Genomic DNA, 24,968 nt, shown 5'->3' with positions numbered 1-24,968 from the left:
CATGAAGAAACTCATCCTCGCGGCTTCGCTCGCCGCCCTCTTCACCGCCGGTCAGGCGCTGGCCGAGACCATCAAGATCGGCGTCACCCCCGCCGAGCACGCGCAGATCATGGAACAGGTGAAGAAGATCGCAGCCGCCAAGGGGCTGGATATCGATATCATCGAATTCTCCGACTATGTCGTGCCGAATCAGGCGCTGAACGATGGCGAGTTGCAGGCCAACTCCTTCCAGCACCAGCCTTACCTTGACAACCAGATCGCTGACCGCAAGTTCGATCTTGTCAGCGTCGGCACCACCATTACCACCCCGATGGGCGTTTATTCGAAGAAGGTGAAGAACCTTGACGAGCTGAAGGACGGCGCGACCATCGGCATTCCGAACGATCCGACCAATGGCGGCCGCGCGCTTCTGGTTCTCGCCTCCAAGGGTGTTCTGAAGGTGAAGGAAGAAGCCGGCCTGAAGGTAACGCCGGCCGACATCACCGAAAACCCGAAGAACATCCAGATCGTCGAACTTGACGCCGCCCAGCTGCCGCGTTCGCTTGACGACACCGACGCTTCGGTCATCAACACCAACTATGCGACGGCAGCAGGCCTGAACCCGAAGAAGGACGCCATCGCCATCGAAAGCGAAAAGTCTCCTTATGCGAACATCATCGCCGTTCGCACGCAGGACAAGGACAAGCCCTGGGTGAAGACGCTGGTGGAATCCTACCACAGCCCGGAAGTGAAGGCCTTCATTCTGGAAAAGTATAACGGCACGGTCATCCCGTCCTGGTAACCCCTGTTCGCCCTGGCGAAAGTTTTGGCCTCTCCCGTTCGCGGGGGAGGTTTTTTCTTTGCGGCGTGGGTTTAAATCCGTCTTTTGTGAAAAACCCCCGGTATTTTATGGAAGGATTTTTCAGGTTCACGGCCAGACTGTCGTTTTATACCCGTATCTTTTTGGGGCGGCGTCACAATGCCGTTTAACGGCTTTTGAATGTTTCCTTCGCAAGATGATGCTTTCGAAGGGGAATTTATGCGGATTGCGCCGCGAAACATTGGGGAATATTTGCCGGTCGGGCGCAGAACCGCCGTCGGCATCGTATTGTCCACCTTTGCGCTGGTGCTTCTCATCGTCACCGCGCTGGTCCTGTCCGCCCTCAGCCAGGTCCGGGAAAAGGCGAACCTGCTTGACAATGCCCGCTCACGCGAGACCACGGCGGGCGCTCTGGTCACCTTCCGCGAGCAGCTTGGCGCTACGCTGAATGACTACGCCGCCTGGGACGATGCCGCAGAATATGTCTATGCGCCTGACAGGTTCGACTGGATAGCCAGCAATTACGGCGACATGACGGTCAACAACGATCTCTTCGATACCGCTGTCGTTCTCGATGAGGATGGCAGAGTTCGCATGGCCTACCAGAACGGCAAGCCCGTCACATGGGCGCCTGACGCCTATTTTGCCGCAGGTCTGGAGGAGATGATCGAACGCGTGCAGGCCATGCGTCCGGACATCACCTCCCAGGTCACCGGTTTTGTCAAAACCGACGATGGCGTTGCTGCCGCAGGCGTCGCGCTGGTGCGGCTGAAGTCCGGCGCTCTGCCGCCCGTCGGCGCGGAGCGGCGTTATCTGATTTTCGCCCGCCATCTCAAACAGGCGACGGTGGACAAGCTTGCCCGCAACTACGTCATCGACGGTCTGGAGCTGCAATATGGCGACGCGCCTTCAGTCAACCATGTGGATATCGTCAATCCGCTCGGCGATGTGCTGGCGCGGCTTGTCTGGCGCTCGCATTTGCCGGGAGATGTCAGCTTCCACGAGGCGCGGCCGGTCGTCTTCACCGCGCTCGGCATTGCCGGCACGTTCTTTCTGGTGCTTCTCATCATCGGCTCGGCCACGCTTGACCGGCTGAAGGCGGATGAGGCGGCGGCAAGGGAGGAGGCGCTGCGCGATCGTCTGAGCGGGCTCAGCAACCGCGCCGGTCTGTTTGCCAGGCTGAACCGCATGGTGGGCAAGGCCCGTCACGACAGAACCGATATCAAGCTGCTCTACCTCGATCTCGACGGTTTCAAGGAAATCAACGATTCTTACGGCCATGCCGCGGGTGACCGGCTGATCAAGGGTGTGGCGGCTGCACTTCGGGTGCTGGTGCCGGAAGGTGCGGTGCTGGCGCGGCTCGGCGGCGATGAATTCGCCATCGCCATTCAGGGCAATGATGTCTGGGCGGAAGGCCGCAAGCTGTGTCTGGCGCTGCTCGAACTTTTCACCGAACCGTTCAGCATCGGTGAAAGGGTGGCGAGCATCGGCTGCAGCATCGGCACTTCGGTTTCCCGTGCCGGCGATATCAATGGCGAGGAACTGCTGCGCCGCGCCGATATGGCCATGTATCAGGCCAAGGAGAACGGGCGCGGGCGTTACGTTTCCTATGAGTTGAAGATGGATGCGCTGCGCGAGGAAAAGCTGCAGCTCGAGGCCGATCTTCGCTGCGCCATCCTCAACGACGAGATTACGGTGGTCTATCAGCCGGTCGTCAGCGCCGCAACGCGCTGCATTACCGGGGTGGAAGCGCTGGCGCGCTGGCAAAGGCCGGGACATGGCTTCGTGCCGCCGGATATATTCATCGCGGCTGCCGAAACCAGCGGTCTCATCGACCGGCTTGGCCTTATGGTTCTGCGCAAGGCTTGCGAGACGGCGCGGCAATGGCCCTCCATCAAGTTGTCCGTCAATATTTCGCCCGTGCAATTCCGCAATCCCGCCTTTTCCGGTTATGTGGCGGATATTCTCGCGGCCACACAGACGCCATCCGAGCGGTTGCGGCTGGAAATGACGGAAGGCTATTTCATCCAGCATCCCGAGCGGGCAGGTGCTGCGATCGACAAGCTGAAACAGCTTGGCCTGCATATTGCGCTTGATGATTTCGGCGCCGGATTTGCAAGCGTCGGATATCTGCGCCGCTTCGGCTTCGACCGCATGAAGATCGACCGGTCACTGGTCGTGGCGCTGGAACATGGCGGGCGCTCTCTGGAAATGCTGCAGGCCACCGTGGCGCTGGCGAAATCGCTCGATATTCCGGTGACGGCGGAAGGCATCGAGACCGAGGAACAGGCCGCCATCCTGCATCTGTGCGGCTGCGACGAGTTGCAGGGTTACCTGTTTTCGAAACCGGTTGCCGCCGAAGACATCACCATCATGGTGGAAGCGCAGAATGCGCCGCTATTTGCACTTCGGGCAGGGGCGTAAACGACATCAATTGATGCGTATCGACTGCTGCGGCATCCGTTGTGTTATGGGGCAACCGTCCTGAACCTTGGTCCAGGACGAGACGTTGAGCTTCATCTCGCAGCGCGCGAGATAGGAGCCGCCATCGACCTTCAGACAGGATGTCTGGCCGAGTTCGAACATGGTGCCGCGATTTCGGCATTTGCAATTGTGAGCATCCGCCAAGGTGGGTATGAGGGCCATGATCAGGCCAAGTATGAGCACTCCAGAACGCATGGCTGAAGCTCCAAAGTATATACCTCCAGATTATACCTGTCCGATACTATAGTCAAAATGGCCTTGCCTGAGGATGTGCGCACCGGGCGGCAATGGCCAGCCGGAACGCCGCCGATTTCAGCCGATCAAAATCGCCCTGATATCATTGACATTGGTCAGCGTCGGCCCCGTCACCACGAGATCACCGACCCCTTTGAAAGCGGTATAGCTGTCATGGCCCACGAGCGACTGGCGCGGATCGACACCGGCAGCGCGCATGCGGGCAAGCGTATCCGGTGTCACCACGGCACCCGCCGCATCCTCCACGCCGTCTATGCCGTCGCTGTCGCCGGCAATGGCCCAGATGCCGTCTGCGCCCTTCAGCGTCAGCGCAAGGCTCAGCAGGAACTCCGTGTTGCGGCCGCCCTTGCCGGCCGGGCCTTTGCCGATCGTGACCGTGGTTTCACCGCCGGAAAGCAAAACGGCCGGGCCTTTGACCGGCAGGCCCTTGCGGCTGGCGGAAAGGGCGATGCCGGCCATGACCGCGCCGACATCCCTGGATTCGCCTTCAAGGGAATCGCCGAGGATGAGCGGCGTAAGGCCGAGCTTCACCGCCTCTTCCGCCGCTGCCTGCAGGGCAAGCGAGGGGGCCGCGATCATCCTGACATCCTCGTCGATATCGCCGGCCTTCGGTGTTTCCTCGCCCTTTTCCAATACCCTGCGCACGGTTTCGGGAAGATCGAGTTCATAACGCGAGACGATTTCCCGCACGGTTTCAATGTCGCTTGGATCGGCAACCGTCGGGCCGGAGGCGATCTCGGAGGGGTCGTCTCCGGGCACGTCGGAAATCAGCAGCGACACCACCCTGGCCGGTCTGGCGGCCAGCGCCAGCCGCCCGCCCTTGATGCGGGAGAGGTGCTTGCGCACGGCGTTCATTTCCGAAATCGTCGCGCCGCTGGCCAAAAGGGCACGATTGACGGCCATCTTGTCGGCAAGCGTCATGCCTTCGGCGGGGGCCACCATCAGCGCCGAACCGCCGCCGGAAATCAGCGCGATGACCATGTCCTCGGCGGTCAGGCCCTCAACGGCGGCGAGAATGCGTTTGGCCGCTTCCGCACTTCTGTCGTCGGGCACTGGATGCGAGGCCTCGATGATCTCGATGCGACCGGCCGGAACGGCATGGCCGTAACGCGTCACCACCACACCGGAGAGATCGACATCCGCCCAGGCCTTGTCGAGCGCTGCGGCCATGGCGGCCGAGGCTTTGCCCGCCCCCACCACCACGCAGCGGCCTTTGGGCGGGGAGGGAAGGTGGTGTTGCAGTACTTTTGCGGGATCGGCGCTTGCGACTGCCGCCATGAAAATCCGGTTGAGGGCGTCTTTGGCGCGGCTGTCATTCCATGCGGTCATCGGTTCATACTCCAATCCAGAGCGCGCCAAGCGCCAAAATGGCGGGCAGCGCCTGAATGAACAGGATCTTCATGGTATTGGCGGTAACGGCGCCGAAAATACCGGCCACCAGAACGCAGATAAGGAAAAACACCTTGAAGCTCAGCCCGGCATCGCCCTGCATGAGCCCATAGATCAGCCCGGCTGCCAGAAACCCGTTATAAAGCCCCTGATTGGCGGCCAGCACTTTCGTCTGCCGGGCGAAATCCGCCGAGAGACCGAAAGCCTTGCGGCCGGCCGGCTTTTCCCACAGCAGCATTTCCAGAATGACGATGTAGATATGGATGGCCGCAACCACGGCAATCAGAATGCTGGCGATCATCGGCGGTCTCCTCCAAAACCCTGATGTCCGTGGCGCATCGGTTCTCGTGAGAAGAACGGCAGCGAGCGGACAATTCCGTTTTAACGGCGGGACGAAGCGCTGCAAGGGCTTAATCCTCTCTTCCCGTGCAAACTGTTGATGAGCGACAGCCTGTTGCTTGACTCTTTGCTGAAATAGGAACAAAACAAGAACAGTAAGATTGAAAATCCGGAATTGAAAACCGTCATGCCATGCAAAAGCGCGCGGACCAGTTGCTCGTTGTCGAAGAGCTGCGTGAAAGGCTGGAAAGGATCGGTAACGGCCCTGAACGGCTGCACGAGACCTTGCCTTTCGGCGTGGATGCCATCGACCATCACCTGCCGGGAGGCGGGCTGAAGCTCGGTTGCCTGCATGAGCTGAGCGGCGGCGGCAATGGCGCTGCCGATGGTGCAGCCGCAGCCCTGTTTGCTGCCGGTGTGGCGGCACGGCTTTCCGGCAAGGTTTTATGGTGTGTCACCCGGCGGGATCTGTTCATGCCGGGTCTGACACAGGCCGGCCTGTCGCAGAACCGGCTTATCATCGTTGAATGCCGCGATGAGAAAGGCGTGCTCGACTGTTTTGAGGAGGGCTTGCGCTGCAACGGCTTCGGCGCGGTGATGGGTGAATTGGCGAAACTGCCGATGACCGCCTCGCGGCGGCTGCAACTGGCGGCGGAAACCTCAGGCGTTACCGGCATCGCCATCCGCCGCTTCCGGCGTCAAGCCGATGCGGCGCTGTTCGGTGAGCCGACGGCGGCGGTGACCCGCTGGCGCATCTCCGTGCGGCCTTCATCACCCCTGCCGGTGCCGGGAGTGGGCAGGCCGCGCTGGTTTCTCGAACTTTTGCGATGTCGCGGCGGCGAAAGTGCCGAATTTGAAGTGGAAGCCTGTGATGCAAAGGGTCGTCTCGCTCTACCTGCCGACATGGCCGACGGATCGTTTTCGGCGTCTTTCGGGAGAGAACGCGCCGCCGGCTGAAAAGCCGCTGGTCATGATCGGCCGCCAGGGTAGCCGCCGGCTGGTGCTGGCGCTCGACAAGGCGGCAAAGGCGGCGGGCATCCGGCCCGGCACGCCGGTCAGCAAGGCGCAGGCGCTGGTGCCGGGTCTTCTCGTCGAAAATCTGGATGCGGCTGATGATGCCCGCGCCCTGCAACAGCTGGCCTTTCATTTCCTGCGCATCTATGCCCCGATTGTCGCCGCCGACCCACCCGACGGGCTGGTGCTGGACACATCAGGAGCGGACCATCTGCACGGCAATGAGACGCTGATGCTGAGCGGCATGGTCAATCGCCTGCATGCCGCCGGTTTCTCTGCCCGCGCCGCCATTGCCGATAGCTGGGGTGCGGCCCATGCGCTGGCGCGTTTTGGCCGTGAGGCGATCAGCATCGTGCCGCCGGGCGGGCAGCGGGTGGCGATCAGCGCTTTGCCGCTTGCTGCGCTCAGGCTGGAGGACCGTATCGTTTCCGGGCTGAAGGTACTTGGGTTTTGCAGCATTGGTGAGCTTGCCGAAGCCCCGCGCGCGCCGCTGACCCTGCGTTTCGGCCCCGAACTCGTCCGCCGTCTTTCCCAGGCGCTCGGCGAGATCGGTGAACCCATCGAACCGGTGCGTGTGGCCGAACTGGTGGAGGTGCGGCGCGCCTTTCCCGAACCCATCGCAGCGGCGGAAACGATTGCCCGTTATAGCCAAAAGCTGGTTGCCGAACTTTGCGTCGCGCTGGAAAAGCGCGGCCTCGGCGCGCGCCGGGTCGATCTGGTGCTGCACCGGGTGGATAGCGGCCTGCAGGCCATACGGGCCGGTACGTCCAGACCGGTACGCGATGTCAAACAGCTTGTCCGGCTTTTGACCGACCGTATCGACACCATCGATCCCGGCTTCGGCATCGAGATGATGGTGCTGACCGCCACCCATGCCGAGCCGCTTGTCGCCGCGCAGGCCCGTTCCTCGCTTCTGGAGGAAGGCCGTGCGGACATCGCCGATACGGTCGATGTCATCCTCAATCGCGGCCACCGGGTCTATCGTTATGCGGCGGTGGCAAGCGATGTGCCGGAACGCTCCCTTACTTCAGTTGCGGCGCTGGCGGCGGAGGATACGCTCGGCTGGCCCGGCCACTGGCCTCGTCCGGTCAGGCTTTTTGCAAGGCCGGAACCCATCGAGACTTTGGCGCTGCTGCCCGACCATCCGCCGCGTTATTTCCTCTGGAAAGGCGTGCGCCATAACGTGCGGCGCGCCGACGGGCCGGAACGGGTGTTCGGCGAATGGTGGAAACGCGACCGGGAAAAGGCCGCCGTGCGCGATTATTTCATGGTGGAAAACGAAGGCGGCGAGCGCTTCTGGATTTTCCGCTCCGGTGATGGCGAACATGCCGAAACGGGTTCGCAGGGTTGGTTCATTCACGGGGTCTTCGCATGAATACGCCCCGTTATGCCGAGCTGCAGGTGACCACGCATTTTTCCTTCCTGCGCGGGGCAAGCTCCTGCGAAGAGCTTTTCGAACAGGCCAAAAGCCTCGGCATCGAGGCGCTGGGTATCGTGGACCGCAACAGTCTTGCGGGCATTCCCCGCGCTTATGAAGCCGCCAATAATCATGGCATCCGTCTCATCATCGGCTGCCGGCTCGATCTGGACGATGATCTTTCCGTGCTCGCCTATCCCATGGATCGCCCGGCTTACGGGCGGCTTTGCCGGTTGCTTTCCGTTGGCAAGAAACGGGGCGGCAAGGGCAAATGCCGGCTGGCTTGGGACGATCTCGTTGCCTATGGCGAAGGCCTGATCGTCGTGTTGCTCACTGACCTCGCGGATGATCTTTGCGCACTGCGGCTGCGACGTCTCAAAGCTGCTTTTGCCGACAGGGCCTATATGGCGCTGAGCCTCCGAAGACGCCCCAACGACCAGATGCGGCTTTTCGAACTGTCAGCTATGGCCGAAGCGGCTGGTGTACCGACTGTTGTCACCAATGACGTGCTCTTTCATGTGCCCGAGCGGCGCATGCTGCAGGATGTCGTCACCTGTATCCGGCACAATTGCACCATCGACGAGGCGGGTTTTCGCCGCGAGCGCCATGCCGACCGCTATATGAAGCCGCCGCAAGAGATGCACCGGCTGTTTGCCCGTTATCCCGAAGCGCTTTCCCGCAGCCTCGACATTGCGAAACGCTGTAAATTTTCGCTGAAGGAACTGGTCTATCAATATCCCGAGGAGCGCACCCTGCCGGGGCTGACGGCGCAGCAGGCGCTTGAAAAGCTGGTCTGGGATGCGGTGTCGGATCGTTATCCGCATGGCGCGCCGGAAAAGGTGGAAAAGGCGCTGCACCACGAACTTGGCCTGATCGGAAGGCTGGAATATGCACCCTATTTCCTGACGGTGAATGCCATTGTTCGCCATGCGCGCTCATTGGATATTCTCTGCCAGGGGCGCGGCTCGGCGGCCAATTCGGTGGTCTGCTACGTGCTTGGCATCACCGCCATTGATCCCCTCAAGGTCGATCTTCTGTTTGAACGTTTCGTTTCGGAAGAACGGCGGGAACCGCCTGACATTGATGTGGATTTCGAACATCAGCGGCGCGAGGAGGTCATTCAGTGGGTTTATGATACCTATGGTCGCGACAAGGCCGCACTGTGTTCGGTTGTCACCCGTTATCGCGGGCGTGGGGCGTTGCGCGATGTCGGCAAGGTTCTGGGCCTGCCGGAAGACCTGACCAAACTTCTGTCTTCGCAGGTCTGGCGCTGGAGCGAGGGAGTGGGTGAAAAGCAGGTGAAGGAACTGAACCTCAATATGGAGGATCGCCGCCTGAAGCTTGCCTTCGAACTGGCCAACCAGCTTGTCGGCACACCGCGCCATCACAGCCAGCATCCGGGCGGCTTTGTTCTGACCCATGACCGGCTGGATGAGCTGGTGCCAATCGAACCCGCCGCCATGGATGATCGCCAGATCATCGAATGGGACAAGGACGATATTGATGTTGTGAAGTTCATGAAAATGGATTGCCTGGCGCTTGGCATGCTTTCCTGCATGAAGCGCGGCTTCAACATGCTGGAGGAGCGGTATGGGAAGAAATACGATCTCACTTCCATGCCGGATGATGATCCCGCAACCTTCAAAATGATCCAGAAGGCCGATACGCTTGGCACCTTCCAGATCGAAAGCCGGGCGCAGATGTCGATGCTGCCACGCCTGAAACCGGCAAAGTTCTATGACCTCGTCATTCAGGTCGCCATTGTTCGCCCCGGTCCCATTCAGGGCGATATGGTGCACCCCTATCTGCGCCGCCGCGATGGAAAGGAAAAAGAGGATTATCCGAAGCCGGAACTTAGAAATGTACTGGGCAAGACGCTGGGCGTGCCGCTGTTTCAGGAACAGGCCATGCGCGTCGCCATCGAATGCGCCGGGTTTTCACCCGGCAAGGCGGATCAGCTGCGCCGCGCCATGGCCACCTTCAAGAATGTCGGCACCATCTCCAAATTCAGGCAGGATCTGATCGATGGCATGGTGGAGCGCGGTTATGAGCAGGAATTCGCCGAACGCATCTTCAAGCAGCTGGAAGGTTTCGGCAGTTACGGTTTCCCCGAAAGCCACGCGGCTTCCTTCGCGCTGATTGCCTATGCCTCCTCATGGCTGAAATGCCATCATCCCGATATTTTCTGTACGGCCATTCTCAACTCGCAGCCCATGGGTTTTTACGCCCCGGCGCAGATCGTGCGCGATGCGCGTGATCATGGTGTCGAGGTGCGTCCGGTCTGCGTTAATAACAGCCGTTTCGATTGCACGCTGGAGCCTACGGGCAAGAAGAATGGCAAGGGTGAGGAGCGCTATGCCGTGCGGCTTGGCCTGCGCATGGTGAAGGGGCTTTCCAACGATCACGCCGCGAAAATCGTCTCGGGCCGGCAGGATCGGGCGTTTGCTTCCGTCGATGATCTGTGGCGAAGGGCGGGTGTTCCGGCCGCTGCCCTCGTCTGTCTCGCCGAAGCCGATGCCTTTCTGCCGTCGCTTTCGCTTGCCCGGCGCGAGGCGCTCTGGGCCATCAAGGCCTTGCGGGATGAGCCGCTGCCGCTTTTCGCCGCCGCTGCCATCAGGGAAAATGCCGTTATCGAAGAGCTTCAGGAACCCTCCGTTGCGCTCAGGCCCATGACTGACGGTGGCGAGGTGGTGCAGGATTATGGCCATGTGGGGCTGACGCTGCGCGAACATCCCATGACCTTCCTGCGGCATGATCTTTCCCGCCGCCGCATCGTCACCTGTGCGGAGGCGGTGCGCGTTCGGGATGGCACATGGCTGGAAACGGCCGGTCTGGTGCTGGTGCGCCAGCGCCCCGGTTCGGCAAAGGGCGTGATCTTCATGACGCTGGAGGACGAGACGGGCATCGCCAATGCGGTGCTGTGGGTCAAAACCTTCGAAAAATACCGGCGTGTGGTGCTTTCAGCCGGCATGGTCGGCATTTACGGCAAGATTCAGCGGGAAGGTGAGGTGGTGCATCTGGTCGCCCACCGGCTGACCGATCTGTCGCAGGCCCTGGCAAGCGTGGGCGAGCGCAACCACGCCTTTCCTCTGCCGCATGGGCGTGGTGACGAGTTTCATCACGGTATGCCGCCGGATGATCATCGCGTCATCAGGAAACGCCCGCCGCCCGCCGACCATGATGACGATGCGGTCGAGCGGATAAAGGTCATTTCCCGCAATTTTCACTGAGAAGGCGGCTCAGTCCACCTCTTGCGCGCCACGATGTAAGGGCGGTTATCATTGCCCTTTGTTGCGTGGATTTCCGTGGCCAGAATGTCGAAACCACCGGCATTCATATGCCGGCCAAGCGCGGCCGCGTTGAACACGCCGGCATAGGGCGCCTTGCCGATTGCCCGCATCGCCGGCAGGACAAGGCGGATAAGCGGGTTCATATCGCCGACACAGGGGGTCTTGGTAATGAACAGGCCGTGCGGGGCAAGCAGGGCATGAATGTGCCGCAGCGTGCCGGGCAGGTCGCGGACGAGATGAAGATAGTTGAAACCCAGTACCGCGTTGAACTGCATGTCGCCGGGCACAAGCGCTTCCGCAGTCGTTGCGCTGAAGGTGAGGTTGTGGAGAGAGCCGGCGGCTTGTTTTCTCTCCTCGGCGATTGCGATCATGTCGGCGGAAATATCCGTCGCAAGATAGTCTTTGACACTACCCGCCAGCTGGATCGCCGTCGTTCCGGTGCCGCAGCCCAGTTCCAATATGTTGTCGTCGGGTTTCAGCAGGGCGCGGGTCCGCTCCAGCGTGCGCGCATATCCGGCCTCGTCTGAAATCCTGCCTTTCGCATATTTCCGTGCTGACCGGTTCCAGAAACGGGCGTCGTCGGCCATGCTCATGGTGGATGCTCCCCGGACGAGCCCTTCCGCTTCAGGCGGATCTGTTCTCACACACTATCCTTACCCGGTTTGTCTGAAGCTTTTAAGCCGCATCCTCCAGCCCGGCCGTGTCCTTCCGGCGGAACTGGCTGGGTGGCGCGCCGAGCACCCGTTTGAAGGCGCGGCTGAAGGAGGCTTCGGAATCGTAACCGAGCTTTTCCGCAGCCAGCGTCACGCGCATGCCTTCGCGCAGCCACAGACGTGCCTGATGCATGCGCACGCGCACCACATAACGCGCCGGGCTTTCACCCACCACGCGGGTGAAACGTTCCGCGAAACTGGAGCGGGATGCGCCCATCAAGGAGGCAAGTTCTTCCACGCTCCAGTCTTTTTCGGGGCTGAGGTGGATGGCGGCCAGCACCCGCCCGAGTTCGGGATTGCGCACGGCGGCCAGCCAGCCGCTGGAATCGCCGCAGCCATATTCCACCCAGGTGCGGATCAGGGTCGCGGTCAGCACGTCGGCAAGCCTTGCCAGAATGCCGCCCGCGCCGACGCGGTTCAGCTCCACTTCGCGCGCCATGGCTTCCAGCAGGTGCGGAATAGCCGGGTCGCTTTTGGCCAGATCGCTGGTCAGCATCACATCCGGCATCAGCTGTAACAGCGGGTGCAGATTATCCATGTTGAAACGCATGGAGGCGGTAAAGGCCACGGTATCGCCGCCGGCGCTGGCGCATTGTATGTCGAAAATACCCTGACAGACTTCCTTTTTGCCGAAACGGTCAAAGGGTGAGGGCGTCACATTCTCGCCGCTGGCAAGCACATGGGCGTGCCCGCGCGGCAGAAGCACAGCATCGCCGCATTTAAGCATCAGCCATTCGCCGGAAGGCTTGCGCAGTTTCGCCTGGCCGACGCCGATGAAATGAAACCGCGCCGCTTCCTGTTCGGGAAAGGCGGTCGCCCAGGGGGTAGCCATGCGGCAGCGGCCATATTCCACGCCGTCAAGCCTCAGACCTCGCAGCATTTCCGTCAGGGCATCATTCATGACATCTCGCAAATTCGGACGATTAGTTAAGGAATACGGATTTTCTAGCATGGAAACGCCGGGCTGTCACGCATAGGTTACGATGATTGATTTGCGGGTGCTGAACCGGCCTCCCAGCGGTTTCGTCGCCGTCGCCCTTCCATTTCAGGGCGCATTCAGGCAATGCGCATCAGGAGATTTTCATGAATAACCGGACCATAAACGAACTCGAATATGTGCCGCGCAGAAAAGAGCCGGATGCGAAGTGGGCCGCCGTGGTTTCGCTTTCGCTCGGCGTCTTCGGGCTGGTGACGGCGGAATTTCTGCCGGTCAGCCTTCTGACGCCGCTCTCGGAAGATCTTGCCATCAGCTCCGGCATTGCCGGGCAATCCATCACCGTCACCGCGCTGGTTGCCGCGGTTGCTGGCCCCGGCGTCGTCATCGGCACACGCAGCATCGACCGCCGCTGGACGCTTCTGGGGCTGACCCTGCTGCTGATCATTTCCAGCACGCTTGCCGCCTTTGCCAACGGGCTTTTCATGCTGTTCGCATCGCGCGTTCTGCTCGGCATCGGCCTTGGCGGCTTCTGGGCCATGTCGGCGGCGCTGGCGCTGCGGCTCGTGCCGCTCGATAAAATGCCGCGTGCCATGGCCATCATCCTCACGGGGGTTTCGGTCGCCACCGTCTGTGCCGCACCGGTGGGCGCATGGATCGGCGCGACGCTCGGCTGGCGCGCGGCCTTCGTGGTTGCAGGTGTGCTCGGTGTCATCGCACTTGTCGTGCAGCTGCTGACCATCCCGTCTCTGCCGCCTGCCGGCGCACCCGGTCTTTCCACCATGTTCCGGCTGCTGCAGCGGCCCCAGGTCCGGATCGGCCTTCTGACGACGCTGTTCATCGTTGCGGGTCACTTCGCCGGCTTCACCTATGTTCGCCCGTTCCTGGAAAACGTGCCGCAGCTCGGCGTTGAAGCGATTTCCCTCGTTCTTCTGGTTTATGGCATAGGTGGCTTCTTTGGTAATCTCTTCGGCGGTTTCCTTGCCGAGAAGAACACGGCATGGGCAGTGACCTTCGCCGCCACGCTGATTGCCGCTTCGGCCTCCATTCTGGTGATTGCCGGCGCATCTCCCGTCGTTGCGGGCGTGGCTATCGCCTCCTGGGGTTTTGCCTTCGGTGCGCTTCCGGTCAGCGTGCAGAGCTTCATCACCCGCGTGGCTTCCGATGAGGCGGAAAGCGCCGGTGCGCTGCTGCTCACCACCTTCCAGATCGCCATTTCCAGCGGCGCGGTTCTGGGCGGCCTGCTGATCGATCTGCAGGGGGCAACGATGGTCTTCGTCTTCGTGGCGATTGCAGCGCTTCTCGGCGCCTCGCTCATGGCGTCGCGCCGCGGTGTGGTGCCACAGGTTGAGGCATCGCAGGGATAAGAACCCCGCTAAAACAAAAAAAGGCCCGCATTTGTGCGGGCCTTTTTTAATTTGAGTTTGCCTGTTGTGCCGTCCAGTCCCGGTCAGGCGGCCTGTCTGTCCCAATTGACGAAGGGGTCCGGCAGGTGCCGCCATGCGTCGGGCGTGAAGGCTTCGGTGTCGATCAGGCAGGCGTCGAGCTGGGCGCGGATGCGGGCCTCACTCATGGGATCGGAACCGATGAAGACGATTTCCTGCCGCCGGTCGCCGAAGACCGGATCGAGATAGGGTTTCATCATGTCGAGGAACTGCTTTTCACGTGGCCATTGCTCTTTCGGTACGGCGGACCACCAGAGACCCATCTTGCCGGTGCGCACCAATGCGCCCGCCTGACTGATCTCGCCGACATAACGCGGCCGTGTCGCCAGCCAGAAGAAGCCCTTGGCGCGCACCACCCCCGGCCAGGCACGATCGATAAAGCGCTGGAACAGCACGGGGTCGAAGGGTTTTTTGGCGCGGTAAACGAAGGAGCGGATGCCATATTCCTCGGTTTCGGGAATGTGGTCCTTGAAGCCGTGCAGTTCCTTGAACCACAGGGGATGTTCTTCGGCCCTGGCGAAATCGAAGCGACCGGTGCCGAGCACTTCTTTCAGTTCCACCCTGCCGAAATCCGCCTCGATGAGTTTCGCATCCGGGTTCAGCCCGACGATGATCTTGCGGGCCGCATCCCGCTCCTGTGGCGTCGCAGTGCCGATCTTGTTGAGGACGACCACATCGGCAAATTCGATCTGCTCGACCAGAAGGTCGACGATGGTGCGGTTGTCGCCATCACCCGCCGTTTCGCCCCGGTCGGCCAGAAAATCGGATGAACCGTAATCATTGAGAAGATTGGCGGCATCCACCACCGTCACCATCGTATCCAGCTGCGCGACATCAGACAGGCTGCGGCCGTTCTCGTCACGGAAATCGAAGGTGGCGGCCACGGGAAGCGGCTCGGCGATGCCGGTGGATTCAATCAGCAGATAGTCGAAGCGACCCTGTTCGGCGAGCGCGCGGACCTCGGTCAAGAGGTCGTCGCGCAGCGTGCAACAGATGCAGCCATTGGTCATTTCCACCAGCTGTTCCTCGGTGCGCGAGAGATTGGCGCCGCCATCCCGCACCAGCGCCGCATCGATATTGATTTCGCTCATATCGTTGACGATCAACGCCACCCGCAGACCATCACGATTGGCGAGGATGTGGTTGAGAAGGGTGGTTTTGCCAGCGCCTAAAAAGCCGGAGAGGACGGTGACGGGGAGTTTTTTCATGGGGACCTCGTTCTGTGGCAACAGTCGCGTGGGCGTCATGACGACCACGGCAGGCGATCTGGAAACGGAGGATTTTTGAAGTGCCGGTTCCAGTTATGTAACGTAATAACATTACATATGTGCGACATGTCAACGGGCTTTGGAAAAAAAGCATCTGCGGAGGCGTGAGGTCTCTGCTCAACAGCGTGCCGCTCTGACTTTCCAATAGTTAATGTTATTTCATTACATATTCGTTTGACGAATGTAATAACATTACATATCAAGGGTCCTCGAATGAAACCCCGCCCAGGAGGGATCGATGAGCGATCCGTGCCTCACCTTCACAAATCTGACGCTTGGATATGCCGGCCGTGCGGCCGTGCATCATCTGGATGGCGATATCACCAAGGGATCGCTCACCGCGGTTGTCGGCGCCAATGGCTCGGGCAAATCGACGCTGATGAAGGGTATCGCCGGCATTTTGAAACCGCTCGGCGGTGAGTGCCGGATCAGCTCTGGCATTTCCGTCGCCTATCTGCCGCAGCAGTCGGAACTCGACCGGTCGTTCCCGGCTCAGGTGCGCGATCTCGTCGCGCTGGGTCTCTGGCCCAGGCGCGGCCTGCTTGGCCGCCACCGTTCTGAGGACAAAGCGGCGATGGGCCGGGTGATGGAAGCGGTCGGGCTTTCCGGCTTTGAAAAGCGCAATATAGATTCGCTCTCCGGTGGCCAGATGCAGCGTGCCCTGTTTGCCCGCGCCATGTTGCAGGACGCGCAGTTGATCCTGCTGGATGAACCCTTCAATGCCGTTGATGAGCGCACCGTCACCGATCTTCTGGTGCTGATCAAGGCATGGGTTGCGGAAGGGCGCACGGTGCTGGCCGTCCTGCATGACCGTGAGCTGGTGCGGCAGCATTTTCCCCAGACCCTGTTCCTCGCGCGGCGTCTCGTCGGCCTCGGCCCGACAGCCGATGTCCTGAAGCCGGAAAACATGCGCCAGGCGCGGCATTTCTACGAGGCATGGGAGGAGAATGCACCATGGTGTGCGCCGGGCGATGCGCCAATGACCAATGCGCTCGATGCAGGCCCACGGGCGTCGTCGTCACATTCTCACACTCATCCCCAAGCCAACTCCCACGCGAATTCGAATGCCCATGGCTGATTTCTTCATCGAACCCTTCGTCCAATATGTCTTCATGCAGCGGGCGCTTGCCGGCGCCTTGATCCTTGCCATCAGCTGCGGGCCGGTCGGGGTGTTCCTGATGCTGCGGCGCATGAGTCTCACGGGCGACGCCATGTCGCACGCCATCCTGCCGGGGGCGGCGGTTGGCTTTCTGTTTTACGGGCTGGAAATCCTGCCGATGACGATCGGCGGGCTGGTGGTCGGCCTCGTGGTGGCGCTGGGTGCCGGTGCGGTGTCGCGTTTCACCGTCCAGAAGGAAGATGCGTCACTTGCCGCCTTTTATCTGATTTCACTGGCGCTCGGCGTGCTGCTCGTTTCATGGCGTGGCTCCAGCGTCGATCTCATGCATGTGCTGTTCGGCACGGTGCTGGCGCTGAACAACGAGGCGCTCGGCCTCATCAGCGGCATCTGCATCGTGACGCTGGTGGTGATGATCACTTTCTGGCGGGCGCTTCTGGCGGAATGCCTCGATCCCCTGTTCCTGCGCTCGGTCAGCAACTGGGGCAGCCCGGTGCATTTTCTCTTCCTCGCCATCGTCGTGCTCAATCTGGTTGGTGGCTTTCAGGCGCTCGGAACGCTGCTTTCGGTCGGCCTGATGATGTTGCCCGCCGCCGCCAGCCGGTTCTGGTCCAACCGCGTGGCACCCATGTGCTTCATCTCTATCGGCATCGGCATGGTTTCCTGCTTTGCCGGCCTCATCCTGTCCTATCACGCGTCGCTGCCCTCAGGCCCGGCGATCATCCTTTCGGCGGGCGTCATCTATGCGCTCTCCATTCTCGTCGGCACGCGCGGCTTGCTCGGCGATCTTCTCGGTTCCGGCCGCCACAGAACGGCCTGAAAACAGCGTTCGAAAAAAGGAGAACCTTCATGTTCAGAACCTTCCGTCTTGCCACCTGCGCAAGCCTTCTTACCCTCTCCCCGGTCCTGATGGCGCAGGCTTCGGCTGCCGAACTCAAGGTCGTGGCCAGTTTCTCGATCATCGCCGATTTCGCCAAAAATGTCGGCGGCGACCGCGTCGAGATTACCACGCTCGTCGGTCCGGATGGCGACGCGCATGTCTATGAACCGCGTCCGGCCGATGCGGTTGCCGTCAGCAAGGCGAATGTGGTGCTGGTCAATGGCCTGGAATTTGAAGGCTTCCTGAAGCGGCTGATCGACACCAGCGGCACCAAGGCCCCGGTCGTGGAACTGACCAAGGGTGTCGAACCGTTGAAGCTCTCCGAAGAACCGGCTGGCCATGCCCATCCGGAAGCGGAAGAAGAGGAAGGCCACGACCACAAGGCGGAAGAAGCCGGCCACGACCACGACCATGAAGGTCACCACCATCACGGTGAATTCGACCCGCATGCCTGGCAGTCGATCAAGAACGCGGAAATCTATGTGAAGAACATTGCCGGCGCATTTTGCGAAGTCGATAAGGCTGGTTGCGCCACATACACGGCCAATTCGGATGCCTATATCGCCAAGCTTGCCGCTCTGAACGAGAAGGTGAAGACTGAAGTTGCCGCCATCCCGCCGGAAAAGCGCGTCATCATCACCTCGCATGATGCTTTCGGTTATTTCGAGCACGCTTATGGCCTGAATTTCCTCGCTCCCGAGGGCATCTCGACGGAATCCGAAGCCTCTGCCGCCGATGTCGCCAAGCTCGTGGATCAGGTCAAACACGACAAGGCCTCGGCGATCTTCGTCGAAAACATCACCGACAAGCGGCTGATCGACCAGATCGCCAGCGAAACCGGCCTGAAGGTTGGCGGCACGCTTTATTCCGACGCGCTTTCCACCGCCGATGGCCCGGCTGCCACCTATATCGACATGATCAACCACAATATTCAGACCATCAAGGCGGCGGTTCTGACGCAGTAAGTTTCGTGAGTTCAGTGTGAATCAAAGGAGGGTGGCTCAAGGCCACCCTCTGCTTTTTTGCTGAACCTTTCCCTGCACGCGGCGTCATCCTCGGGCTTGTCCCGAGGATCCAATCACGTCGCGTTCGGTCGAAACGGAGCAGATGCTCGGGACAGGCCCGAGCATGACGAAAGAGAGGCTTTCGGCCTTTGTCATCCACATCGTGGTGACTACCTTCGCCTTTTTTCGATCCGCTGAAATTTCCCCCGGTACTTCCAATACGAACGAGCATGGGCAGCGATCTTCCCGGTGCACGTCTCGCGTTGCCCGTTGACAATCAATCGCCTCTTTGAAATGGTAAGATGTCAGACCAATTTAGAGGGTGCGTCTTGGACAGGTCCAGCCGGGAACTCATGCAGCCGATTCCGCCGAGCGACCGTGTGCGCCAGGTCGAGGCGGCGCTTTCCGACTATGTCGAGCGGGCGGGGCTGAAGGCCGGCGAGCGGCTGCCGGCCGAGCGCGAGCTGATGGCGGCCCTGGGTGTCGGCCGGTCGACCATCCGCGAAGTCATCCGCAAATTTCAGGCGCTTGGCGTCATCGACAGCCGCAAGGGCAGCGGCAATTACCTGCTGAAGCCGATTTCCGCCGCCACCGTGCATATGCCGATTTCCATCGATGCCGAAAGCCTGCGCGATGCGCTGTTGATGACGCTGGAAGTGCGGCGCGGCATCGAGGTGGAGGCCTCCATGGCGGCTGCGCGTCGGCGCACGGCGGACGATATCGCCACGATGGAAGCACGGCTCGACGAGATGGAGCGGGTGCATCTGGCGGAAGGAACCTCCGGCAAGGCCGACCTTGCCTTCCATCTGTCGATCTACGATGCCACCCATAATACGCTGTTCAAGCAGCTTCTGGAGCAGATGCGCGAAGGTTTCGAACGCTTCTGGTCGAAGCCGTTCGACCGCCCGGATTTCGCCGGTCGCTCCTTTCCCTTTCACCGCACGCTGTTCAACGCCATCGCCGCCGGCGACGCCGAGACCGCCCGTGAAGAAACACTGAAAATCCTCGCCGTCGTCGAGGAGGATATCAAGGACATGTCGAAATGAACCAAGGCAACGATCTCTTCGATCCCGCCTCCCTGATCGTCGCCCATGACGAGACCCACGCTTTCGAAGCCGTGGTGCCGCCGCTGGTGCAGACCTCGCTTTTCACCTTTTCCAGCTACGACGAAATGGTCTCCACCTATCGCGGCGAGAAGGTACGGCCGGTCTATACACGCGGGCTGAACCCGACGGTGCGCATGTTCGAGGAGATGCTGGCCAAGCTCGAAGGCGCCGAAGATGCGCTCGGTTTTGCCAGCGGCATGTCCGCTATTTCCTCCACCGTGTTGTCCTTCGTGTCTCCGGGCGACCGCATCGTCGCGGTGCGCCATGTCTATCCCGATGCGTTTCGCCTGTTCGGCACCTTCATGCAGCGCATGAATATCGAGGTCGTTTATGTCGATGGCCGCGACGAGGCGGCGGTTGAAAAGGCGATGCCGGGCGCGAAGCTGTTTTATATGGAAAGCCCGACGAGCTGGGTGATGGAAGCCCATGATGTCGCAGCGCTGGCCGCCATCGGCAAGCGTCATGGTGCCGTCACCGTCATCGACAACTCCTGGGCAAGCCCGGTCTTCCAGCAGCCGATTTCCCTCGGTGTTGATCTGGTCGTGCATTCGGCATCGAAATATCTCGGCGGCCACAGCGACGTGGTCTCCGGCGTGGTGGCCGGTTCCAAGGCGATGATCGACCGCATCCGGGCGGAAACCTATCCCTATCTCGGCGGCAAGATGTCGCCTTTCGATGCCTGGCTGCTCATTCGCGGGCTTCGCACCCTGCCGCTGCGCATGAAGGCGCATCAGGCCTCGGCGCTTGATATCGCAACCCGCCTGCAGGCGCTGGATGTGGTGGAGAAGGTCTGCCATCCGGGGTTGGCGAACCGCCTGCCGCCGGGTCTCAACGGCACGTCGGGCCTGTTTTCCTTCATCTTTAAGGAAGGGGTGGATGTGCGCGCTTTTGCCGACCGCCTCAAGCTTTTCAAACTGGGTGTTTCCTGGGGCGGGCATGAAAGCCTGATCGTTCCCGGAGAAGTGGTGCTCGAACAGAAGGCGCAGCCAAACTCCGCCCACACGTTCGGCATCAGCGCGCGTTCGGTGCGCCTGCATGTCGGGCTGGAGGGCACGGAAGCGCTCTGGAACGATCTCGAACCCGCGATCAAGGCGGCCTCCGCCGCCTGACGTGTTTTTAAACTGACGACAAAAAAAGGGGAGAACGACATGAAAAAACTGGTAACAGCAGCAATCTTCACCGCCCTGATGACCGGAACGGCGCTGGCGGACACGACCTTGAAACTGGTCGAGGTCATCACCAGCCCGGAGCGGACGGAAACGCTGAAAGGCATCGTCTCGAAATTCGAGGCTGCCAATCCCGGCACCAAGGTGGAAATCATCTCCCTGCCGTGGAGCGAAGCCTTCCAGAAATTCGCCACCATGGTCTCGGCCGGCGATGTGCCTGACGTGATGGAAATGCCCGACACCTGGCTGTCGCTTTATGCCAATAACGGCATGTTGGAGAGCCTCGAGCCCTATCTTGCCAAATGGGAATACACCAAGGGCCTGAGCGAGCGCACGCTGGAACTTGGCCGCGATGTGAAGAACACCGCCTATATGCTGCCCTACGGCTTCTACCTGCGCGCCATGTTCTACAACAAGAAACTGCTGGAACAGGCCGGCGTGAAGGAACCACCGAAGACGCTCGAGGAATTTGCCGATGCCTCCAAGAAGGTCGCAGCCCTTCCCGGCAAATCTGGCTACTGCCTGCGCGGCGGGCCGGGCGGGCTTAACGGCTGGGTCATGTTCGGCGCATCCATGGCAGGCTCGAACGAGTTCTTCACCAAGGACGGCACCTCCACCTTCGACAGCCCCGGCTGGGTGAAGGGCCTGACCTATGTGATCGATCTCTACAAGAACGGTTACGCGCCGAAGGACAGCGTCAACTGGGGCTTCAACGAGATCGTCGCCGGCTTTTATTCCGGCACCTGCGCCTTCCTCGATCAGGACCCGGATGCGCTGATCGCCATTGCCCAGCGCATGAAGCCGGAAGATTTCGGCGTCATGACCATGCCGAAGGGACCTGACGGCAAGACCTTCCCGACCATCGGCTTTGCAGGCTGGTCGATCATGTCGGCCTCCGCCAACAAGGATCTCTCCTGGAAACTGGTCGAGACGCTCGAAGGGCCGGAAGGCAATATCGAATGGAACAAGAAGACCGGCGCGCTGCCGGTGCACAAGTCGGCGGAAAAAGACCCCTTCTATGCCAGCGAGCAGTTCAAGGGCTGGTTCGACGAGCTTGCCGACAAGAACGCCGTGCCGACGAAAATGCCGACCTATCTTGAGGAATTCGCCTTCTTCAAGGATTCGCTTGTTATCAAGACATCGCAGGAAGCGCTGCTCGGCGATATCACGCCGGAAGATCTGGCCAAGCAATGGGCTGATTACATGACGAAGGCGCAGCAGAAGTTCCTCGCTTCGAAATAACGACACGGACAGGCCGTGCGGGCGAAAATGCCCGTGCGGCGGTCTTGCCGGCCTTCGCTGCGACAGGCCTTTTCTTGAAATTTTCGGATCGGTGAGCCGAGAGGCTGGAGAACCCGTCCGTTCCGTCGTCCGATCAGGGAGCGATACAATGTCCTATGCCCATGGCGCCGGGCCGGTGGCCGCGCGCAAACCGGCTGGCAAACCGGCGATGCGAAGGTTTGCCGACTGGGCCGAACCCTGGCTCTACAGCGCGCCCGTGCTGGTGCTCATCGTCGCCGTCATGCTGGTGCCGCTGGTGCTTGGTCTCTCCTATGCGTTTCGCGACGTGCAGCTGCTCAACCCGTTTTCCGGCGGTTTCGTCGGCCTGAAACATCTGGAAGCCCTGTCGCAGGATGCGGCCTTTTACCGGGCGCTGAAAAATACGCTGTGGTGGACCGGAGCCTCCGTTTTCCTGCAATTCTTCTTCGGCCTCATTCTGGCGCTGCTGCTCGATAAACCCTTTGCGGGCAGGGGGTTGGCGCAGGCGCTGGTATTTCTGCCATGGGCGGTGCCGACATTCCTTGCCGGCCTCAACTGGGCCTGGCTGTTCAATCCGGTCATCGGGCCGCTGCCGCACTGGATGGTCTCGCTCGGGCTGTTATCCGCACCCAACAATATTCTCGCCGATCCGCAGCTTGCCATGTGGGGGCCGATCATCGCCAATGTCTGGTGGGGCATTCCCTTCTTCGCCATCACCCTGCTTGCGGCATTGCAGGCCATTCCGCGCGATCTTTACGAGGCGGCGGAGATCGACGGGGCCAACCCGTTGCAGCGTTTCACCTCGATCACGCTGCCGTTTCTGGCGCCCACCATCGCCATCACCATCCTGCTGCGCACCGTCTGGATCGCCAATTTCGCCGATCTCATCATCGTCATGACCAATGGCGGGCCGGCCGACCGCACGCAGATTGTCGCCAGCTATATCTTCACGCAGGCCTTCCGGCGTCTCGATTTCGGTTATGCCTCGGCCATCGCGCTGGTGCTGCTGGTCCTGCTGCTTGCTTATTCCATGCTGATCGTGCTGCTGCGCCAGCGCCTGATCGAGAAGGACTGACCGATGACATCAAGGATATTTCTCACCCTTGCCCATCGTCTGGCGATCCTTGCCTATATCGTCTTTGCGCTCTTCCCGCTGTTCTGGCTGCTCAAGGTTTCCGTCACGCCGAACGACCTGCTTTATAGCGAAGGTGTGCGGATGTGGCCGTCGCATGCGACGCTCGATCATTATCGTTATGTCATAGAAAACAGTGCCTTCCCGACGTTTTTTAAGAACAGCGTCATCGTTGCCGGCTCCACGGCCCTTGCCGTAACGGTACTTTCCTCGCTGTCCGGTTACGCCCTGTCGCGGTTCCGCTTCAAGGGCAAATACTGGATCGTCGCCTTGATGCTGATCACCCAGATGTTTCCGCTGGTGATGCTGGTCGCGCCGATCTTCAAGATGCTGTCGCCGCTCGGCCTCACCAACAGCCTCACCGGTCTCGTCATCGTCTACACCGCCTTCAACGTTCCCTTCGCCACCTTCCTCATGCAGTCCTTCTTCGACGGCATTCCGAAGGATCTGGAAGAGGCGGCGATGATCGACGGGGCAAGCCGGTTTACGGCCTTCCGCCAAATCATCCTGCCGCTGACTTTGCCGGGCATTGCCGCGACGCTCGGCTTCGTCTTCACCGCCGCGTGGAGTGAGCTTCTGTTTGCACTGATGCTGATTTCCGGCAACCAGAGCGCCACCTTCCCGGTTGGCCTTCTGACCTTCGTTTCGAAATTTTCTGTCGATTTCGGGCAGATGATGGCGGCGGGCGTTCTGGCGCTCATTCCGGCCTGCCTCTTCTTCCTGCTCATTCAACGTTATCTCGTGCAGGGCCTGACGGCCGGCGCGGTGAAAGGATAATCCCATGGCTTCCATCGAGCTGAAGAATGTCGGCAAGACCTATGGCGACCTCGCCGTGCTGCATGGCGTCGATCTTGATATCAGGGATGGCGAGTTCATCGTCCTCGTCGGCCCCTCCGGCTGCGGAAAATCGACGCTGCTGCGCATGATCGCCGGGCTTGAAGAGATAACATCCGGCGACCTGTCCATCGACGGTGAACGCGTCAATGATCGCCGGCCGAAGGATCGCGACATTGCCATGGTGTTCCAGTCCTATGCGCTCTATCCGCATATGAGCGTCGCCGACAATATGAGCTACAGCCTGCGCCTGCGCCGCAGCCCGAAAGAAACCATCGCGGCGGCGGTGGCCGGTGCTTCCGCCAAGCTCGGCCTCGATCCCTATCTCGCCCGCCGCCCGAAGGCGCTGTCCGGTGGCCAGCGCCAGCGTGTCGCCATGGGCCGCGCTATCGTGCGCCAGCCAAAGGCCTTCCTGTTCGATGAGCCGCTCTCCAACCTCGATGCCCGTCTGCGCGAGCAGATGCGCGCCGAAATCAAGCGCATGCATGCCGATCTCGGGGCCACCTCGGTTTATGTCACCCATGACCAGATCGAGGCGATGACGCTTGCCTCGCGCATCGTCGCGATGAATGCCGGCCATGTGCAGCAGATCGGCGCGCCGCTCGATCTTTACGACCGCCCCGCCAATCTGTTTGTGGCCGGTTTCATCGGCTCGCCGGGCATGAATTTTCTCGAAGGGCGGCTTCACCACGAGAATGGCGGCAGTTTCGTTGTGCTCGGCGATGGCACGCGTCTCGCACTCGGCCGCGATGTGAAGCTTGCCGATGGTGAGCTGGTCACGCTCGGCATCCGCCCGGAACATGTCACCGTTTCGCCCGCTGAAGGCGGTGTCGAAGCGGCGGTCGATCTGGTCGAGCCGACCGGCCTCGGCATCATCCTGCATCTGACCGTGCACGGATTGCCCTTCAAGCTGTTTTCGTCAGACCGGGCGCTGTTGCAGCCGGGCAAATCCCTGCGGGTCGGTTTCCCTCGGGAACGGCTGCATGTCTTTGACCGTGATGGCGTCAGGGTCGGCGAAGACTGACGCGCAAGGTCATACCGCCAGCCCCCTGTCATCGAACCTGTGGACCTTCGTCTCATCCGGCGTGATGAAGACGGTATCGCCATGCCTGCATTCGAACT

Annotated in this window: 21 protein-coding genes; 15 read left to right on the top strand and 6 right to left on the bottom strand. The window is 60.9% G+C overall.

The annotated features are described in order from the left end of the window. The first annotated feature begins 1 nt into the window (after position 1). Both JZX89_RS20595 and JZX89_RS20590 read left to right on the top strand, forming a co-directional pair. Positions 2-781 carry a MetQ/NlpA family ABC transporter substrate-binding protein gene (locus tag JZX89_RS20595; protein ID WP_207135213.1) on the top strand — a complete coding sequence of 260 codons (780 nt, stop codon included), beginning with the start codon at positions 2-4 and terminating at the stop codon, positions 779-781. 198 nt (positions 782-979) lie between these two features. Further along, positions 980-3,223: a putative bifunctional diguanylate cyclase/phosphodiesterase gene (locus JZX89_RS20590; RefSeq protein WP_194287713.1), complete on the top strand. Its 2,244-nt coding sequence runs from the start codon at positions 980-982 to the stop codon at positions 3,221-3,223. 6 nt (positions 3,224-3,229) lie between these two features. On the opposite strand, the gene JZX89_RS20585 is transcribed toward JZX89_RS20590, so the two are convergent. The 3 genes from JZX89_RS20585 to JZX89_RS20575 all read right to left on the bottom strand — a co-directional run bounded on the left by JZX89_RS20585 (position 3,230) and on the right by JZX89_RS20575 (position 5,228). Next, on the bottom strand, positions 3,230-3,478 hold the full coding sequence (locus JZX89_RS20585) for a hypothetical protein (protein ID WP_153516568.1): 249 nt from the start codon (positions 3,476-3,478) through the stop codon (positions 3,230-3,232). Between the two features lie 117 nt (positions 3,479-3,595). Then, positions 3,596-4,867 carry a glycerate kinase type-2 family protein gene (locus JZX89_RS20580; protein ID WP_207135212.1) on the bottom strand — a complete coding sequence of 424 codons (1,272 nt, stop codon included), beginning with the start codon at positions 4,865-4,867 and terminating at the stop codon, positions 3,596-3,598. A gap of 4 nt (positions 4,868-4,871) precedes the next feature. Beyond that, the gene (locus JZX89_RS20575; RefSeq protein ID WP_153516566.1) at positions 4,872-5,228 is read right to left on the bottom strand and encodes a DUF1304 domain-containing protein; all 357 of its coding nucleotides are present in this window, start codon (positions 5,226-5,228) and stop codon (positions 4,872-4,874) included. 230 nt (positions 5,229-5,458) lie between these two features. Here JZX89_RS20575 and JZX89_RS20570 point away from each other — a divergent pair, with 230 nt between their 5' ends. Genes JZX89_RS20570 through JZX89_RS20560 form a run of 3 tightly spaced genes read left to right on the top strand, consistent with a single transcriptional unit; the run spans position 5,459 to position 10,927 of the window. After that, on the top strand, positions 5,459-6,223 hold the full coding sequence (locus tag JZX89_RS20570) for an ImuA family protein (protein ID WP_207135211.1): 765 nt from the start codon (positions 5,459-5,461) through the stop codon (positions 6,221-6,223). Continuing rightward, positions 6,138-7,655, top strand: coding sequence for a Y-family DNA polymerase (locus JZX89_RS20565; RefSeq protein WP_207135210.1), 1,518 nt, complete (start codon positions 6,138-6,140; stop codon positions 7,653-7,655). The genes JZX89_RS20570 and JZX89_RS20565 overlap by 86 nt, the downstream gene beginning before the upstream one ends. Then, a complete protein-coding gene (locus tag JZX89_RS20560) occupies positions 7,652-10,927 on the top strand; it encodes an error-prone DNA polymerase (protein ID WP_207135209.1) in 3,276 nt (1,091 codons plus the stop codon). Before JZX89_RS20565 ends, JZX89_RS20560 begins: the two co-directional genes overlap by 4 nt. Here the strand turns inward: JZX89_RS20560 and JZX89_RS20555 are convergent. After that, positions 10,921-11,580, bottom strand: a complete 660-nt coding sequence (locus tag JZX89_RS20555; RefSeq protein ID WP_207135208.1) for a class I SAM-dependent methyltransferase — start codon at positions 11,578-11,580, stop codon at positions 10,921-10,923. The two genes, JZX89_RS20560 and JZX89_RS20555, sit on opposite strands and share 7 nt — an antisense overlap. Before the next feature lie 82 nt (positions 11,581-11,662). Then, positions 11,663-12,601 (bottom strand): AraC family transcriptional regulator, encoded by a 939-nt coding sequence (locus JZX89_RS20550; RefSeq protein ID WP_149899045.1) that lies wholly within the window; start codon positions 12,599-12,601, stop codon positions 11,663-11,665. Between the two features lie 182 nt (positions 12,602-12,783). On the opposite strand from JZX89_RS20550, the gene JZX89_RS20545 reads away from it, so the two are divergent. Next, complete coding sequence (locus tag JZX89_RS20545; protein WP_207135207.1) at positions 12,784-14,001, top strand: MFS transporter; 1,218 nt, start codon at positions 12,784-12,786, stop codon at positions 13,999-14,001. An 83-nt stretch (positions 14,002-14,084) separates the two neighbouring features. Here JZX89_RS20545 and zigA read toward each other — a convergent pair whose 3' ends face one another. Further along, on the bottom strand, positions 14,085-15,287 hold the full coding sequence (gene zigA / locus JZX89_RS20540) for a zinc metallochaperone GTPase ZigA (protein WP_149899043.1): 1,203 nt from the start codon (positions 15,285-15,287) through the stop codon (positions 14,085-14,087). Positions 15,288-15,585: 298 nt separating this feature from the next. On the opposite strand from zigA, the gene aztA reads away from it, so the two are divergent. From aztA to JZX89_RS20495, 9 genes are all read left to right on the top strand, one after another. Further along, positions 15,586-16,425, top strand: coding sequence for a zinc ABC transporter ATP-binding protein AztA (aztA, locus tag JZX89_RS20535; RefSeq protein WP_207135206.1), 840 nt, complete (start codon positions 15,586-15,588; stop codon positions 16,423-16,425). After that, entirely contained in the window at positions 16,418-17,284 is an 867-nt protein-coding gene (gene aztB / locus JZX89_RS20530) for a zinc ABC transporter permease AztB (RefSeq protein WP_153516560.1), read from the top strand. Before aztA ends, aztB begins: the two co-directional genes overlap by 8 nt. Before the next feature lie 29 nt (positions 17,285-17,313). Beyond that, positions 17,314-18,309 carry a zinc ABC transporter substrate-binding protein AztC gene (aztC, locus tag JZX89_RS20525; protein WP_207135205.1) on the top strand — a complete coding sequence of 332 codons (996 nt, stop codon included), beginning with the start codon at positions 17,314-17,316 and terminating at the stop codon, positions 18,307-18,309. Positions 18,310-18,701: 392 nt separating this feature from the next. Beyond that, the gene (locus JZX89_RS20520; RefSeq protein ID WP_046800886.1) at positions 18,702-19,394 is read left to right on the top strand and encodes a FadR/GntR family transcriptional regulator; all 693 of its coding nucleotides are present in this window, start codon (positions 18,702-18,704) and stop codon (positions 19,392-19,394) included. Continuing rightward, complete coding sequence (locus JZX89_RS20515) at positions 19,391-20,563, top strand: PLP-dependent transferase (protein ID WP_207135204.1); 1,173 nt, start codon at positions 19,391-19,393, stop codon at positions 20,561-20,563. Before JZX89_RS20520 ends, JZX89_RS20515 begins: the two co-directional genes overlap by 4 nt. Before the next feature lie 39 nt (positions 20,564-20,602). After that, the gene (locus tag JZX89_RS20510) at positions 20,603-21,862 is read left to right on the top strand and encodes an ABC transporter substrate-binding protein (protein WP_207135203.1); all 1,260 of its coding nucleotides are present in this window, start codon (positions 20,603-20,605) and stop codon (positions 21,860-21,862) included. A 148-nt stretch (positions 21,863-22,010) separates the two neighbouring features. Beyond that, positions 22,011-22,955, top strand: coding sequence for a carbohydrate ABC transporter permease (locus tag JZX89_RS20505; RefSeq protein ID WP_003525091.1), 945 nt, complete (start codon positions 22,011-22,013; stop codon positions 22,953-22,955). Positions 22,956-22,958: 3 nt separating this feature from the next. Further along, positions 22,959-23,789, top strand: coding sequence for a carbohydrate ABC transporter permease (locus tag JZX89_RS20500; protein WP_003510396.1), 831 nt, complete (start codon positions 22,959-22,961; stop codon positions 23,787-23,789). Between the two features lie 4 nt (positions 23,790-23,793). Next, on the top strand, positions 23,794-24,870 hold the full coding sequence (locus tag JZX89_RS20495; protein ID WP_207135202.1) for an ABC transporter ATP-binding protein: 1,077 nt from the start codon (positions 23,794-23,796) through the stop codon (positions 24,868-24,870). The last annotated feature ends 98 nt before the right edge of the window (positions 24,871-24,968 follow it).

Origin of the sequence: Agrobacterium burrii (assembly GCF_017313405.1) — a bacterium.
GTDB classification, from domain to species: domain Bacteria; phylum Pseudomonadota; class Alphaproteobacteria; order Rhizobiales; family Rhizobiaceae; genus Agrobacterium; species Agrobacterium burrii.
Note: the sequence above shows the minus strand (reverse complement) of the source record. Positions and strands in the feature narration are given on the sequence as shown.